This is a genomic window from Streptomyces sp. cmx-18-6 (genome assembly GCF_046548915.1).
Lineage (GTDB): Bacteria > Actinomycetota > Actinomycetes > Streptomycetales > Streptomycetaceae > Streptomyces.
Genome location: NZ_JAEBEP010000009.1, coordinates 44,504 through 59,800 on the forward strand (window position 1 = coordinate 44,504; position 15,297 = coordinate 59,800).

At 72.3% G+C, this 15,297-nt stretch carries 13 protein-coding genes; 4 read left to right on the forward strand and 9 right to left on the reverse strand.

What is annotated here, in order from left to right:
* The first annotated feature begins 36 nt into the window (after positions 1 to 36).
* Together ACLJPL_RS21565 and ACLJPL_RS21570 are read left to right on the forward strand one after the other, a co-directional pair.
* The gene (locus ACLJPL_RS21565) at positions 37 to 1,380 is read left to right on the forward strand and encodes a UDP-glucose dehydrogenase family protein (RefSeq protein ID WP_411082514.1); all 1,344 of its coding nucleotides are present in this window, start codon (positions 37 to 39) and stop codon (positions 1,378 to 1,380) included.
* A gap of 394 nt (positions 1,381 to 1,774) precedes the next feature.
* The gene (locus ACLJPL_RS21570; RefSeq protein ID WP_411082515.1) at positions 1,775 to 3,076 is read left to right on the forward strand and encodes a GDSL-type esterase/lipase family protein; all 1,302 of its coding nucleotides are present in this window, start codon (positions 1,775 to 1,777) and stop codon (positions 3,074 to 3,076) included.
* Here the strand turns inward: ACLJPL_RS21570 and ACLJPL_RS21575 are convergent.
* Genes ACLJPL_RS21575 through ACLJPL_RS21585 form a run of 3 tightly spaced genes read right to left on the reverse strand, consistent with a single transcriptional unit; the run spans position 3,073 to position 5,971 of the window.
* Positions 3,073 to 4,269 carry a dipeptidase gene (locus ACLJPL_RS21575; RefSeq protein WP_411082752.1) on the reverse strand — a complete coding sequence of 399 codons (1,197 nt, stop codon included), beginning with the start codon at positions 4,267 to 4,269 and terminating at the stop codon, positions 3,073 to 3,075. The two genes, ACLJPL_RS21570 and ACLJPL_RS21575, sit on opposite strands and share 4 nt — an antisense overlap.
* A gap of 23 nt (positions 4,270 to 4,292) precedes the next feature.
* Entirely contained in the window at positions 4,293 to 4,835 is a 543-nt protein-coding gene (gene purE, locus ACLJPL_RS21580; RefSeq protein WP_411082516.1) for a 5-(carboxyamino)imidazole ribonucleotide mutase, read from the reverse strand.
* Entirely contained in the window at positions 4,832 to 5,971 is a 1,140-nt protein-coding gene (locus ACLJPL_RS21585) for a 5-(carboxyamino)imidazole ribonucleotide synthase (protein WP_411082517.1), read from the reverse strand. The genes purE and ACLJPL_RS21585 overlap by 4 nt, the downstream gene beginning before the upstream one ends.
* A 324-nt stretch (positions 5,972 to 6,295) precedes the next feature.
* On the opposite strand from ACLJPL_RS21585, the gene ACLJPL_RS21590 reads away from it, so the two are divergent.
* Positions 6,296 to 6,829 (forward strand): GtrA family protein, encoded by a 534-nt coding sequence (locus ACLJPL_RS21590; RefSeq protein WP_411082518.1) that lies wholly within the window; start codon positions 6,296 to 6,298, stop codon positions 6,827 to 6,829.
* Positions 6,830 to 6,984: 155 nt separating this feature from the next.
* Here ACLJPL_RS21590 and ACLJPL_RS21595 read toward each other — a convergent pair whose 3' ends face one another.
* Positions 6,985 to 8,250: an ATP-binding protein gene (locus ACLJPL_RS21595; protein ID WP_411082519.1), complete on the reverse strand. Its 1,266-nt coding sequence runs from the start codon at positions 8,248 to 8,250 to the stop codon at positions 6,985 to 6,987.
* Between the two features lie 52 nt (positions 8,251 to 8,302).
* The gene (locus ACLJPL_RS21600) at positions 8,303 to 8,980 is read right to left on the reverse strand and encodes a response regulator transcription factor (RefSeq protein WP_411082520.1); all 678 of its coding nucleotides are present in this window, start codon (positions 8,978 to 8,980) and stop codon (positions 8,303 to 8,305) included.
* A 491-nt stretch (positions 8,981 to 9,471) separates the two neighbouring features.
* Here ACLJPL_RS21600 and ACLJPL_RS21605 point away from each other — a divergent pair, with 491 nt between their 5' ends.
* On the forward strand, positions 9,472 to 10,956 hold the full coding sequence (locus ACLJPL_RS21605) for an oligopeptide:H+ symporter (protein WP_411082521.1): 1,485 nt from the start codon (positions 9,472 to 9,474) through the stop codon (positions 10,954 to 10,956).
* A gap of 82 nt (positions 10,957 to 11,038) precedes the next feature.
* On the opposite strand, the gene ACLJPL_RS21610 is transcribed toward ACLJPL_RS21605, so the two are convergent.
* The 4 genes from ACLJPL_RS21610 to ACLJPL_RS21625 are packed head-to-tail and all read right to left on the reverse strand — an operon-like array spanning position 11,039 to position 15,247.
* Positions 11,039 to 12,460: a hypothetical protein gene (locus ACLJPL_RS21610; RefSeq protein ID WP_411082522.1), complete on the reverse strand. Its 1,422-nt coding sequence runs from the start codon at positions 12,458 to 12,460 to the stop codon at positions 11,039 to 11,041.
* On the reverse strand, positions 12,457 to 13,575 hold the full coding sequence (locus tag ACLJPL_RS21615) for a hypothetical protein (protein WP_411082753.1): 1,119 nt from the start codon (positions 13,573 to 13,575) through the stop codon (positions 12,457 to 12,459). The genes ACLJPL_RS21610 and ACLJPL_RS21615 overlap by 4 nt, the downstream gene beginning before the upstream one ends.
* Complete coding sequence (locus ACLJPL_RS21620) at positions 13,569 to 14,495, reverse strand: hypothetical protein (RefSeq protein WP_411082523.1); 927 nt, start codon at positions 14,493 to 14,495, stop codon at positions 13,569 to 13,571. The genes ACLJPL_RS21615 and ACLJPL_RS21620 overlap by 7 nt, the downstream gene beginning before the upstream one ends.
* A gap of 32 nt (positions 14,496 to 14,527) precedes the next feature.
* A complete protein-coding gene (locus ACLJPL_RS21625) occupies positions 14,528 to 15,247 on the reverse strand; it encodes a peptidase (RefSeq protein WP_411082754.1) in 720 nt (239 codons plus the stop codon).
* Positions 15,248 to 15,297 lie beyond the last annotated feature (50 nt).

The following is a 15,297-nucleotide window of genomic DNA, read 5'->3' on the forward strand; positions in this document are numbered from 1 at the left end:
GGTTCGCACGTCTATCCGCACCTTCCAGGAGCACCCATGGCCCTCAGGATCACTGTGATCGGCACCGGCTATCTCGGCGCCACCCATGCCGCGGCCATGGCCGAGCTGGGCTTCGAGGTCCTCGGGCTCGACGTCGTACCGGAGAAGGTCGAGCTGCTCTCCCGCGGCCGGGTGCCGATGTACGAGCCGGGGTTGGAGGACATGCTCCGCAAGCATGTCGCTGGCATCGAAGGGTCCACCGGGCGGCTGCGCTTCACCACCTCCTGGGACGAGGTCGGGGAGTTCGGGGACGTGCACTTCGTCTGCGTGAACACTCCGCAGAAGCACGGCGAGTACGCGTGCGACATGAGTCACGTCGACAGCGCCTTCGAGTCCCTCGCCCCCCGGCTCACCCGGCCCGCTCTCGTCGTCGGCAAGTCGACCGTCCCCGTGGGCTCCGCCGCCCGCCTCGCCGCCCGGCTCGCGGAGCTGGCCCCGGTGGGCGCGGACGCCGAGCTGGCCTGGAACCCGGAGTTCCTCCGCGAGGGCTTCGCCGTCGACGACACCCTGCACCCCGACCGGATCGTCGTCGGCGTCGAGAGCGAGCGGACCGAGAAGCTGCTCCGCGAGGTGTACGCCGTGCCGGTCGGGGAGGGGTCCCCGTTCGTCGTCACGGACTTTCCCACCGCCGAGCTCGTGAAGACCTCCGCCAACTCCTTCCTCGCCACCAAGATCTCCTTCATCAACGCCATGGCCGAGGTCTGCGAGGCCGCCGACGGGGACGTCGTGAAGCTCGCCGAGGCCATCGGGTACGACGACCGGATCGGGAAGAAGTTCCTGCGGGCCGGGATCGGGTTCGGCGGCGGCTGTCTGCCCAAGGACATCCGGGCCTTCATGGCGCGCGCCGGCGAGCTGGGCGCGGACCAGGCGCTCACCTTCCTCCGCGAGGTCGACTCCATCAACATGCGCCGCCGCGGCCACATGGTCGAGCTGGCCCGCGAGGCCGTGGGCGGCGGCTCGTTCCTCGGCAAGCGGGTGGGCGTCCTGGGGGCCGCGTTCAAGCCGGACTCCGACGACGTACGCGACTCCCCCGCGCTCAACGTCGCCGGGCAGATCCACCTCCAGGGCGGCCAGGTGACCGTCTTCGACCCGAAGGGGATGGACAACGCCCGGCGGCTGTTCCCGACGCTCGGTTACGCCGACTCCGCACGGGAGGCCGTGCGCGGCGCGGACGTGGTGCTGCACCTGACGGAGTGGCGCGAGTTCCGCGAGCTGGACCCGGCCGAGCTGGGCGACGCGGTGTCCCGGCGGATCATCCTGGACGGGCGCAACGCCCTGGACAGTGCGGTGTGGCGCGAGGCCGGGTGGACGTACCGGGCGATGGGGCGTCCGAGGGCCTGAGGGGCGGAGGGCCTGAGGGGCGGAGGCCGTATCCCGGGGTGCCGTCCTGTTGCCCCGGGTGCTGTCCTGTTGTCGCGGCTTGCTCGTGAGGCGCGAGCTTGAGCGCTGTCACAACGTGTCGTGGCGGACCGTGAGGAAGGCTGCTCGAACCGGCGGACGAACGCTGCTGCCGGAAGGGCTCCGGCTCGTTCTCCGTGACGCGTGCACAGTGGGTGATCTTCTAAGGAACCCGGTGGGCCCGGCCTCTGGACGCGGAGGCCGGAAGCGGGCGTTCCGGGTGTACGCCGGTCCGGCGGGGTATCCGTTCTGCCTCTGCCCGTTAGCCAGGGGGCGACTTCCGGCCGTGGCCGGAAAAGGGTGTGCGGATCAGGTGGACGGTTGACAGGGTGGGATCATGGACGACTTCTCGTACGACTCCGGCCCCGGCTCCCAGGCCGGCTCAGGCTCCGATGCCGATGCCGGTCCTGGTGCCGGGGGTCCTGGTGCCGGGGGTCCTGGTGCCGGGTGCAGGTCCGGCGGGCCCGGGGGCACGGACTGGGTCACCACCCCCATCACCGCCCCTCTGCTGCGCGGCGCGCTCGACCTGGAGCGCACCGAGCACGGCCTCCTCCCCCACCGGCTGCCCGCCCGCGCTCGGGCCCAGTGCGCCGACGAGCAGCTGGCCCAGGCGGAGTCCCAGCCCTCCGGCGTACGGCTGGTGTTCCGCACCGAGGCCACCGTCGTGGAGCTGGACACCCTGCGCACCGTCATGGGCTACCGCGGCGTCCCGCCCCGCCCGGACGGCGCGTACGACCTGCACGTCGACGGGCGGCCGGCCGGGCGGGCCACGGGGAGCGGCGGCAAGGTGCTGATGGTCGACCTGGCGGACGGCTCCCGGGAGACGATCCCCGGGCCGGTCGGCACCGTCCGGTTCGACGGGCTGCCCGGCCGGGAGAAGGTCGTCGAGGTCTGGCTGCCGTACAACGAGATCACCGAACTGGTCGCCCTGCGCACCGACGCCCCCGTCGAGGCCGTCGAGCCGGGCGGGCGGCGGGTGTGGCTGCACCACGGCAGTTCGATCAGCCACGGTTCCAGCGCGGAGAGCGCCGCCACGACGTGGCCCGCCCTCGCCGCCGCAGCGGGAGGCGTGGAACTGGTCAACCTCGGCTTCGGCGGCAGCGCCCTGCTCGACCCGTTCACCGCCCGCGCCATGCGGGACACCCCCGCCGATCTGATCAGCGTCAAGATCGGCATCAATCTGGTCAACCTCGACCTGATGCGGCTGCGCGCCTTCGGCCCGGCCGTGCACGGGTTCCTCGACACCATCCGCGAAGGGCACCCCACCGCGCCGCTGGTGGTGCTCTCGCCCGTCCACTGCCCCGCCCAGGAGGACACCCCGGGGCCCGCGGCCCCGGACTTCAGCGACGGGAAGATGGAGTTCAAGGCCATGGGCGACCCGGCGGAGGTGCCCCTCGGGAAGCTGACGCTGCGGGTCATCCGCAGGGAGCTCGCCCGCATCGTGGAGCAGCGCGCGGCCGACGACCCGTGGTTGTCCTACGTGGACGGCCTCCGCCTCTACGGCGCGGCCGACTTCGCCGAGCTCCCGCTCCCCGACCAGCTCCACCCGGACGCCGCCGGCCACCGCCGCATGGGCGAGCGCTTCGGCGCGCTCGCCTTCGGGGCGGGAGGACCGTTCGCCGCCCCGAACACCCCCTAGCGGATGCCCCGCCCGTCCAGCTCCGTGATCGTCGCGTGGGACGGGCCGCGCGTGCTCTGCTCGTCGCGGGCCACGGCTTCCGCGTCGCGCAGCACCCGTACGGCGTTCCGCCAGGTCAGCTTGGCGAGGTCGCCCTCCGACCAGTTACGGCGCAGGAGTTCGGCGATCAGGTTCGGGTAGCCGGAGACGTCCTCCAGGCCGCGCGGGGTGAACGCCGTGCCGTCGTAGTCGCCGCCGATGCCGATGTGGTCGACGCCCGCGACCTCGCGCATGTGGTCGAGGTGGTCCGCGATGGTGGACACCGTGGCCTCGGGGCGGGGGTGGGCCGCCTCGAAGTCCTCGTGGATGCGCATCGCCTGCGGGGTGGTGTCCAGGTGGTGGAGGCCGTGCTCGCGCATGTTGCGGTCGGCGGCCAGGGTCCAGGCGACGGCCTCGGGCAGCACGAACTTCGGGACGAAGGTCGCCATCGCGACGCCGCCGTTGGCCGGGAGCGCCGCGAGCACGTCGTCGGGGATGTTGCGCGGGTGGTCACAGACGGCACGGGCCGAGGAGTGCGAGAAGATCACCGGCGCGGTGCTGGTGGTGAGCGCGTCGCGCATGACGCCGTCCGCCACGTGGCTGAGGTCGACCAGCATGCCGACGCGGTTCATCTCGCGGACGACCTCGTGGCCGAAGGCGGAGAGGCCGCCCAGACGCCGGATGTCCGTGGCGCTGTCGGCCCACTCGATGTTGTCGTTGTGGGTGAGCGTCATATAGCGGACGCCCAGCTCGTGCAGGGCGCGCAGGGTGCCCAGCGAGTTGTTGATGGAGTGGCCGCCCTCGGCGCCCATCAGGGAGGCGATGCGGCCCTCGGCGCGGGCCTTCTCCAGGTCGTCGGCGGTGAGCGCGCGCCGCAGGTGCGTGGGATAGCGGGCGATCAGCTCGGCGACGACGTCGATCTGCTCCAGCGTGGCGCTGACCGCCGCGTCGCCGGTCAGGTCGGTGCGCACGTACACCGACCAGAACTGGCCGCCGACCCCGCCGGCCCGCAGCCGGTTCAGGTCGGTGTGGAGGAAGCCGCGCTGGTCGGCGGCGATGTCCCGGACGTCGAGGTCGTAGCCGACCTGTTCGCGCAGGGCCCAGGGGAGGTCGTTGTGGCCGTCCACGACGGGGTGGGCGGCGAGGAGCTCGTGCGCGCGGGCGAGGTGGTCCACAGGGCGCTGGTCCACGGTGTGCCCTACTTTCCGAAGCCGAAGGAGTCGGACCCCTGAACCTTGGCCCGCAGGCGCTTGCCCTTCTCCGTGGCCTGGGCGTTCAGCTCCCCGAGGAACTCGCCCATCCGCTCCTGGAGCGCCGGGTCGTGCGCGGCCAGGATCCGTGCGGCCAGCAGGCCCGCGTTGCGCGCGCCGCCGACCGAGACGGTGGCCACCGGCACCCCGGCGGGCATCTGGACGATGGAGAGCAGGCTGTCCATGCCGTCCAGGTACTTCAGCGGCACCGGGACGCCGATGACCGGCAGCGGGGTGACGGAGGCCAGCATTCCGGGGAGCGCCGCAGCGCCGCCCGCGCCCGCGACGATCGCCTTCAGACCGCGGCCGGCCGCGTCCTCGCCGTACGCGATCATCTCGTGCACCATGCGGTGGGCGGAGACGACGTCGACCTCGTACGGGATCTCGAACTCGTCGAGCGCCTTGGCCGCCGCCTCCATCACGGGCCAGTCGGAGTCCGAGCCCATCACGATGCCGACGAGGGGGGCGGCCGGTGCGGAGGGGGATGTCATTCGGTGATCGTTCCTCGCAGGTAGTCGGCCGCGTGCCGGGCGCGCTCCCGCACGTCCGCCAGGTCGTCGCCGTAGGTGTTGACGTGGCCGACCTTGCGGCCGGGCTTCACGTCCTTTCCGTACATGTGGATCTTGAGCTGGGGGTCGCGGGCCATGCAGTGCAGATACGCCTGGTACATGTCCGGGTAGTCGCCGCCCAGGACGTTGCACATGACCGTCCAGGGGGCGCGCGGGCGCGGGTCGCCCAGCGGCAGGTCGAGGACGGCCCGTACGTGGTTGGCGAACTGGGACGTGATCGCCCCGTCCTGCGTCCAGTGGCCGGAGTTGTGCGGGCGCATCGCCAGCTCGTTGACCAGGATGCGACCGTCACGGGTCTCGAACAGCTCGACCGCGAGGTGTCCGACGACACCGAGCTCGGCGGCGATGCGGAGCGCGAGCTGCTGGGCCTCGCCGGCCAGCTGCTCGGACAGGTCGGGGGCCGGGGCGATCACCGTGTCGCAGACGCCGTCGACCTGGACGGACTCCACGACCGGGTAGGCCACGGCCTGGCCGTGCGGCGAGCGGACGATGTTCGCCGCCAGCTCCCGTACGAAGTCGACCTTCTCCTCCGCGAGCACCGGGACCCCCGCGCGGAACGGATCGGCCGCGTCCGCCTCGGAGCGGACCACCCACACGCCCTTGCCGTCGTACCCGCCGCGCACGGTCTTGAGGATGACCGGGAAGCCCCCGGCCTCCCGCGCGAACGCGGCGGCGTCGGCGGGGTCGGCGACGATGCGGTTACGGGGGCAGGGCGCGCCGATCTCCGCGAGCTTCGCGCGCATCACCCCCTTGTCCTGCGCGTGCACCAGGGCGTCGGGGCCGGGGCGCACGGGGATGCCGTCCGCCTCCAGGGCCCGCAGATGCTCGGTGGGCACGTGCTCGTGGTCGAAGGTGATCACGTCGCAGCCCCGCGCGAAGGCGCGCAGCGTGTCCAGGTCGCGATAGTCGCCGATGACGACCTCGCTGACCACCTGGGCCGCCGAGTCCTGGGGCGTGTCACTGAGGAGCTTGAATTTCAGGCCGAGGGGGATGCCCGCCTCGTGGGTCATACGGGCGAGCTGACCGCCGCCGACCATGCCGACTACCGGGAACGTCACACCCCCAGGGTATCGGGCGCGCCGGTGCGCCCGGGACGCCGTCCGGGGACCGTGCCCGGCCGCGCTCCGAGGGCTGCCCCGGTGATCTCCCGACCGTCCCCCGGGGCCGCCCCCGGTGACCTCCCGACCCCACCCCCGGTGACCTTCCCGCCGTCCCCGAGAGCCGCCCCCGGTGATCTCCCGACCGCCCCCGAGGGCCGCCCCTCGGTGAACTCCCCGCCGTCACGGGGACACCACACGGGCATCACACGGGAGGGCTGGTTAGCATGACCAAGTTGACGGAACCCAGTCGACGCCATCGAACGAACGGACTGAGCGATCACCATGAGCGAACGGGGCGCACTGCGGACCCGGCTTGATCTGCTGGCCCGGGAGGTCGCCAAGTTCGGCGTGGTCGGCGCACTGGGCCTGCTGGTCAACATGGGGGCCTTCAACCTGATCCGGCACACCACGGATCTCCCCGTGGTCCGGGCGAGCCTGCTGGCGACCTTCGTCGCCGTCCTCTTCAACTACGTGGGCTACCGCTACTGGACCTACCGGGACCGCGACAAGACCGGCCGGACCCGCGAGCTGACCCTCTTCCTGCTGTTCAGCGCGGTGGGCGCGGTGATCGAGAACGGGGTGCTGTACCTGGCGACGTACGCCTTCGGCTGGAACACCCCGGTCCAGAGCAACGTGTTCAAGATCGTCGGCATCGGGATCGCCACCCTCTTCCGCTTCTGGTCCTACCGGACCTGGGTCTTCAAGACCCTCCCCGCAGAGGAGGCCGTGCCGCCGAGCACGGAACGATTTCTCGAGCAGCGACGGCCGGCGGAGAACGTGACGGTGACCGCGGAGCCGGACCCCGTACGCAACTGACCCTCCCCCTCGCACGCTCGTGCTCGCGGGGACCGTGACCGCGGAAACCGTGACCGCAGAGACCGTGCTCGCAGAAACCGTGCTCGCAAAGACCGTGACGGTGGCCGCGGAGCCGTGCCCCGTACGCGACCGGCCCTCGCCCCGCACCCTCGCGCTCAGCGCACCGGGCGTTCCGGGTCCTTGCGGTCCAGCGGGGTGCGGCTGAGGAAGAGCGCGAACACCGCCGGGTGCTGCTGGAGCAGTTCCAGCCGGCCGCCGTCCGCCTCCGCGAGGTCCCGGGCGACGGCCAGGCCGATGCCGGTGGAGTTGCGGCCGCTGATCGTCCGCTCGAAGATCCGCGCGCCCAGCTCGGCGGGGACGCCGGGGCCCTCGTCGGTGACCTCGATGACCACCTGGTTGCCGGTGACGCGGGTGCGCAGGGCGACGGTGCCGCCGCCGTGCATGAGGGAGTTCTCGATCAGCGCGGCGAGGACCTGGGCGACCGCGCCCGGGGTGCCGACCGCCCGCAGCCCCTGTTTGCCCGAGCGGACCAGCGCGCGGCCCGTGGAGCGGTAGGCGGGCCGCCACTCCTCGATCTGCTGCTTGATGACCTCGTCCAGATCGAAGACGACGGCGGAGCCGGTGCGCGGGTCCCGGGAGTTGGTGAGCAGCCGCTCGACGACGTCGGTGAGGCGCTCGACCTGGGTGAGCGCGATGTTCGCCTCCTCCTTCACCGTCTCCGGGTCGTCGGTCACCGAGATCTCCTCGAGTCGCATGGAGAGCGCGGTCAGCGGCGTACGCAGCTGGTGCGAGGCGTCCGCCGCGAGCCGCCGCTCGGCGGTCAGCATCCGGGCGATCCGCTCGGCGGAGGCGTCCAGGACGTCCGCGACCCGGTCCAGTTCGGGCACCCCGTACCGCTTGTGGCGCGGGCGGGGGTCGCCGGAGCCGAGGCGTTCGGCGGTCTCCGCGAGGTCGGTGAGCGGGGAGGCGAGCCGGTTGGCCTGGCGTACGGCGAGGAGCACGGCGGAGATGATCGCGAGCAGCGCCACCGCGCCGATGATCAGGAGCGTGCGCCCGACCTCGCGGGTGACGGCCGAGCGGGACTCCTCGACGGTGACCTTCTCGCCCTGCTCGCCGGTCTCGGTGGCGCGCAGCACGCTGTCCGTGGGGCGTTCGCCGACGGTGATGGGGGCCCGGCCCGGGATCTCGATCAGCGCGAACCGGGCGGGGTCGATCTGCTCGGACAGCACCCCGGCGTTGATCACCTCGTCGCCCATCAGCCGGCTGTCGACCACGCTGATCAGCCGCAGCGCCTCGGATTCGACGCTCTCCTGGGCGCTGGCGCTGATCGTGCGGGTCTCCACGATGACCAGGGAGACGCCGAAGACGGAGATGACCACGAGCACCACGGCGAGCGTGGAGTTGATCAGCCGGCGGCGCACGGCCGCCGACTCGGTTCCTGTACGTCGTCAAGGTGCATGGGTGCTTCGTACGTCAGCTCTTCTCGAACCGGAAGCCGACGCCCCGGACGGTGGCGATGTAACGGGGATTGGCGGCGTCGTCGCCCAGTTTCTTGCGGAGCCAGGAGATGTGCATGTCGAGGGTCTTGGTGGAGGACCACCAGGTGGTGTCCCAGACCTCGCGCATCAGCTGGTCGCGGGTGACGACCCGGCCGGCGTCCCGGACCAGGACCCGCAGCAGGTCGAACTCCTTCGCGGTGAGCTGGAGTTCCTCCTCGCCCATCCAGGCCCGGTGCGACTCGACGTCGATCCGGACGCCGTGGGTCGCGGGCTGCGGGACGGACTCGGCGGCCCCGCGGCGGAGCAGGGCGCGGACCCGGGCGAGGAGTTCGGCGAGGCGGAAGGGCTTGGTGACGTAGTCGTCGGCCCCGGCGTCGAGGCCGACCACGGTGTCGACCTCGTCGGCGCGGGCCGTCAGCACCAGGATCGGGATGGTCTGCCCGTCCGCGCGGAGCCGGCGGGCGACTTCGAGGCCGTCCATCCCCGGCAGCCCCAGATCGAGCACGACCAGGTCGACGCCGCCCTTGAGTCCGGCGTCGAGCGCGGTCGGACCGTCCTGGCGGACTTCGACCTCGTAACCCTCCCGACGCAGTGCGCGGGCCAGCGGCTCCGAGATGGATGCGTCGTCCTCGGCGAGCAGTACACGGGTCATGGACTGATGGTAGTCCGGCCGGGGCGTCCGGAGTGAGGTCCCGACCAGAGCCTGCGGGTCAGGGCCACAAAGAGGTCAAGGACCTTTGAATATGGGAGCCTGGTTCCACTACCGCCTGTGATCCATCTCTCAAGTCCTTCCATATGCCGCTGTGTCGTGTCGTATGGTGTCCCGACGCCTGTTGCACTACTGAAGGACCTTTGGGCCGCTATGAGCGCCAAGGGTCTCTTCTGTGTGTTGGGCCGGTTCGCGCCGGCCCGTGTTGAGTGAATGACCTGTGAGCCGGGCCCGGAGCGTGAGGATGCGCCCCGGGTGTGGATCCCGACGCGGTACTTCCCCGCCCCGCCGCCGAACGCTCCGACCGGAGCCCGGCCCCGGGGCGAGTCCCCCTCAGGCGTGGGGATGGGGTGCGGCCGCGCCGGTGCCGGCTACCCCCCACCGGGCGCGCACCGCTCACGAGGCGAGCGCGTCCCGACCAGCAAGGATCGACCATGGCGTCCAGCCTGACGAAGGACTCGGCCAGTTCGGGCGAGAAGACCTTCTTCGGCCACCCCCGCGGTTTGGCCACCCTCTTCATGACCGAGATGTGGGAGCGGTTCAGCTTCTACGGCATGAAGGCGCTGCTTCCGCTCTATCTGATCGCGCCCGGTGGGCTCGACATGAAGCCCACCACCGCGACGGCGATCTTCTCGGTCTACCTGTCGCTGGTGTACCTGCTCGCGATGCCCGGCGGCTGGTTCGGCGACCGGGTCTGGGGCCCGCGCAAGACCGTCGCCATCGCCGGCGGCATCATCATGATCGGCCACCTGACCCTGGCTCTGCCCTCCGAGGGCACGTTCTTCGCCGGTCTGGGCCTGGTGGCGGTCGGATCGGGTCTGCTGAAGTCCAACATCTCGACGATGGTGGGCCACCTCTACGACGGCCCGGAAGACCCGCGCCGCGACGGTGGCTTCACGATCTTCTACATGGGCATCAACATGGGCGCCTTCGTGGCGCCGCTGCTCATCGGGACCGTGGGCGAGAAGGTCGACTGGCACCTCGGGTTCGCCCTCGCCGCGGTCGGCATGGGGCTCGGCCTGGTCCAGTTCCTGCTCGGCACCCGCCACCTGGCCGAGCGCAGCCTCGTCGTACCGAAGCCGCTGTCCGCCGAAGAGCGTTCGTCCACGCTGCGCAAGTCGATGATCTGGCTGGCCGTCGCCGCCGTCTTCTACATCATCTCGGTCGTCACCGGCGTCTACACGCTGAACTGGCTGCTGGTCCCGATCACCGTCGCGGGTCTCGTGATCCCGGTCGTGGTGCTGACGCGCATCCGGCGCGACAAGGACCTGAGCCAGGCCGAGCAGTCGAAGATGTCCGCGTACATCTGGTTCTTCGTCGCCGCCGCCATCTTCTGGATGATCTACGACCAGGGCGCCTCGACCGTCGCGATCTTCGCCGAGACCTCGGCCGAGAACAGCGTCTTCGGCTGGAACTTCCCGGTCTCCTGGTACCAGTCGGTCAACCCGGTCCTGATCATGGCGCTGGCCCCGGTCTTCGCCGCCTTCTGGCTGGCCCTGAACCGGCGCGGCAAGGAGCCGAGCACGATCGTGAAGTTCAGCTCCGGCCTGGTGCTGGTCGGTGCGTCGTTCTTCCTCTTCCTGATGCCGCTGACGGTCGCGGGCGACGGCCACAAGGCCGCCGCGATGTGGCTGGTCGCCGTCTACTTCATCCAGACCGTGGCCGAGCTGACGCTCTCGCCGGTGGGTCTGTCGGTGACCACGAAGATGGCTCCGGCCAAGTACGCCAGCCAGATGATGGGCGTGTGGTTCCTCGCCGTCACCGCCGGCGACTGCGTCACGGGGCTGCTCTCCATCGCCGGTGTGGAGCTCAACGGCACCGGGGTGGTCGGCCTGGAGGCGACGCTCGCGGTGGCCGCCGGTGTCGCGATCTTCATGTACCGCGGCAGGGTCAAGCAGCTCATGGGGCAGGTCCACTGACGACGCCCTGACCGCGTGGCCAAGGGCCGCCGCACCGGATGTCCTTCCGGTGCGGCGGCCCTTCGCCGTGCGGGCCCGCGCCTCAGCGCGTGGAGCGCAGCCTCCGCCACGGGGTGAACGTGAACACCGCGCCGCCCAGCAGGATCGCCGTACCGGCGACCAGGCCCAGCGCCCGCAGGACGCCGTCGCCCTCGGCCCCGGTGGCGGCCAGGCCACCGCCGGAGTCCGTGCCTCCGGAGCTCGTGCCGCCGGAGCCCGAACCACCGCCGGACGCCGCGCCGCCGCTGCCGCCGGACGCGCCGCCCGGCTGCGCGGAGGTGTCCAGCTCCAGGGAGACCGCGACCCCGGCGGGCGGGGTGCAGGTCGTCGTCGTACCGGCGGCCATCACCGTCAGGACGCCGGGGCTGAGAGTGGACTTGCCGCTCGCGCCGGGCTTGTACGTGCCGGTGAGGTCCGGGATCTCGATCGGGGCCCCGGTCTTGATGACCTCCTTGTTGAGCGGTCCCTCGACCTTGACGGAGCCCTTGTCGGCCCCGCCGAGCTTGACGTCCATGGACGGCTTGACCTGGTCGGCCGGGATGTCGATCGGGCTGTCCATCACGGACTTGGCGAACTCCACGGTCAGGTCGTAGGCCCCTCCGCTCTTTCTGGCGCTGATCCGGACCGGCGAGGTGGCGTTCTTGTCCCCGATGGGGGTCTTGCAGGCGTAGGCGACGGAGACTTCCCTGCCGGGGAAGTCGGTCTCGCCGCCGCTGCCGCCGGTGCTGTTGCCACCGGTGCTGCCGCCGCTGGTGCTGTTGCCGCTGGTGCTGTTGCCGCCGGAGTCGGTTCCTCCGGATGTGGTCCCACCCGTCGTGGCGCCTCCGGCGTCGGTCCCGCCCGTCGTCGTACCGCCGGAGTCCGTGCCGCCCGATGTGGTCGTGCCGCCGGATGTGGTCGTGCCCCCCAAGGTGGTCGTGCCGCCGGTGGTGGAGCCCCCCTCCGTCACCTTGATCGTCGCGCCCGGCCGGACCGTCTCCTTCGGGGCGCACTTGGTGTCCGTGGAGATCGGCTTGGACACGTTGATGCTGTACGCACCCGGGGTCAGCGTGATCTCCCCGGCCTTCTCCAGCTTCAGCCTGGCCGTCATGTCCGGCAGCAGCATGGGGCTGTTCTTGGGGATGGGCGGGTTCTGCCGGGGGCCCTCCAGCTTGAGCTCACCGCTCGCCGCGCCGCCCAGCGTGATCGTCCCGGTCGGCTTCACCGTGTCCTTGCCCAGGTCCAGCACGTCCGGGTTCTTGGACGCGGCCTCGACCGTCTTCCAGACGACCTCGATCTCGTCGCCGACCTTCGCCTCGGCCGGTGCGGTCAGCTGGACCTTCGTGGTGCCCTGGACCGCGGGCAGCCCCGAGATGGGCGGCGGCACGCACTCCGTCGCGTAACTGACCTCGGCGGCCTGTGCCGGGCTCGCGGCCAGCACGATGCCCGCTCCGCCGAGCATGAGCGCGACTCCGGCCGCGCTCATCCTCCGTTGTGTGTCCACGCTTGTCCCTTCGTCGTGGGTGGGGGTGGGTTCTCCGGCGGTGCGGAACGCCGGTTCTGTGACGGTGCGGAATCCGGGGTGAACCACGGCAGCGCGGCCAGGGTCGGGGGCTGGGCCCGGGCCTGCGTCCGGCCGGCGCGCGTCTTCGTGGCGGGCGACGGCCCCGTACGGTGCGCGTGGCGGGCCGCCGGTCCGGCGGGGCGGGGGCGGACCTTGTCCACGACCGCCATGCCGGTACGGAAGACGGCGGCCGGGACGACCAGGCAGAGCAGCACCCAGAAGAGCGTGACGCCCCACGGGCGGCTCACCCCCCACGGCTGCTCGGCCAGCACCTTCGTCCCGTACCGCAGGGAGACCTGGTAGTCGCCGTGCGCGCCGGCGGACAGTTCGACCGGCAGCGTGATCTGCGCCCTGCCGCCGGGCGCGACCGTGCCGCGCCACTCGCGTTCCTCCCACTGCGGGGCGTAGACGCCGTGCGCCGTGCCGACCTCGAAGACGGGGTCCTCGACGGGGTCGGCGCCGAGGTTGCCGACCGTGAACACCAACTGCCGTACGGGCGGGGCCCCGAACCAGGTGAGGAGCGAACTCTCGCCCTCCAGACGGGTGGTGGCCAGCACCGCGAGCCTGCCGCCCTCGGTCCGCTCCGGCAGTGCGGCCGTCGGGTGGCCCGCCACCGTGAACACCGCGTCGGTCATGGCCTGTTGACCTGTCACCGTGGCGACGTGCACCACGCAGGGGCAGGGCTTCGGCGGTTCCGCCACCGGCAGCTTCTTGCCGAAGGCGCCCTTCTCGTCGGTGGTGACGGCCCGACCGTCCGCGTTGGCGCAGGAGTTGGTGCCGCCGATCACGCCGCGTTCCGGGGTGGACTGGCCGCAGATCAGCAGCATCAGCAGCGCGTCCGGCCGCCAGCCCGCGCCCCTGACGGTGATCTCACCGCCCTTGCCCGCCTCCTTCTTGGACAGGCGGACGGACGGGTCGCCCTCGGCCGCCCCCGCGCCGGGGGCGGGCAGGACCAGGAGGACGGCCAGCAGGGCGAGGAGCAGGAGGACGGGCCGCGCGGTGCGCGGGGCGGCCCCGGGGTACTGCTGCGTCACGATGTCGCTCCCGCCTTCGCCAAGGGCCTTGTCGTCGCGCCCGGTTGCGGTACGTCTCCGATGGCCGCCCCGGTCGTCGGCGGCTCGCGCCGGTCGCGCCGCCGCCGGTACACCGCCGCCCCGAGCCCGGCCAGGACGCCGAGCGCCAACAGCCCGCCTCCGGCGACCGGAACCACCGGGACGTACGTCGCCGAGGCCGCGGCCTCACCCCGCGCCCCGCCCTCCGCCGCGACCCGCAGCCGTACGGTGACCGCGTCCAACGCCGGTGCGTCGGCCCAGGGTTCGGTGAGCTCGACACGGCGGCCGGGCCCGAGCTCCAGGGGCAGGGGCCGGGCCGGGCGGTCCAGCAGCAGGCCGAACACCCCGTCCGCGCGCACGGCCAGCCGGGGCCGCAGGGGCGTGTTGCCCCGGTTGACCAGGGCGTACCGGATCGTCCGCCCGGACACCTCGACGTCCTCCACGGTGAGCGCCGCCAGCGTGGGACCGCCGACCCGCACCCGTACCGGCACCCGCCTCTCCTCGCCCCCGCCGGCCGCGACGATCTCCCCCGCGACGTCACCGGGGACCGCGCCGCCCGGCACGGCGAGGGCGAACGGCACGTCGGCGCGGGTCCGGGACGGCACGGTGACGGTCCCGGCGGCGAACCGGAGCCACGCCCCGGCCGGGCCGCCGCCCCGCAGCCGTACGGTCAGCGGGGTGCGGGCGTGGTTGGTCACCGACAGCCGGTCCTGGAGCACCGCGGCGGGGCCGCCCTCCAGGTAGACGTACGGCCGGGCGTCCCGCCCGGTGCTGCCGCCGCCCGCGGGCCGGGCCGTCCAGCCCGCCGGGGCCCCGGGGCCGTCGTGGGCCGCCGCCGGAGGGGCGACGAGCAGCGCCAGGAGCAGGGCGACGAGCAGGCGTACGCGGGGTGTCGACGGCAACATGGGCGGCTCCCTCACACTGGCGGTTCCGGCGGTCAGCCCGTGGGGCGCTGTCCTCGCCGAGTCAGCCAGAGGACTCCGGCCGCTCCGGTCAGCAGCACGGTCCCGCCGAGCGTGCCGAGCGCGACCGCCGAGTCGAGGGGGCCGGTCTTCGGCAGTTCGCCGCCGCCGGAGGCTCCGCCCGTGGAGCCGCCCGTGGCGCTGCCCCCGGTCGAGCCGCCGCCGGTCGAACCGCCCCCCGTGGAACCGCTCGTGGAGCCGCCCGAGCCTCCGGCGCCTTGGACGTCGAGTTGCAGGGACGGGCCGGGGCCGTTCTTGGGCGTACAGGTCGTGGTCGTACCGAGCGCCTTGATGGTGAGCACCCCGGCGGTGAAGGTGACCTTGCCGCTCTTCTTCGGGGTGTACGTCCCCGACAAGTCACTGATCTTGATAGGGGTGTTGGCCGGAATCGCCTCGGCGTTCGCCGGGCCGGAGACCTGGACCTTCCCCTTCTCCGCACCGCCCAGCTCGATCACGGCACTCGGGTTCATCGCCCCCTTGCCCAGCTCGACGGGGCTGGAGGAGACGCCCTTCTGGAAGGACATGGTGAGCCGGTATCCGCCGCCGCTCTTCACGCCCTTGATGTCGATGGGCGAGACGGCTCCCTTGGGCCCGATCGGCGTCTCGCACTGGTAGTTCACGTCCACGACCTCGGCGTGGGCGGCGGGCGCGGCCAGCAGGACCACCGATCCCGCCAGCACCGCCGAACCCGCCAGCGCGGCCGTGAGCCCGGCAGTCCGCCCGGCCCTCCGTGCGGTCGCGAGCC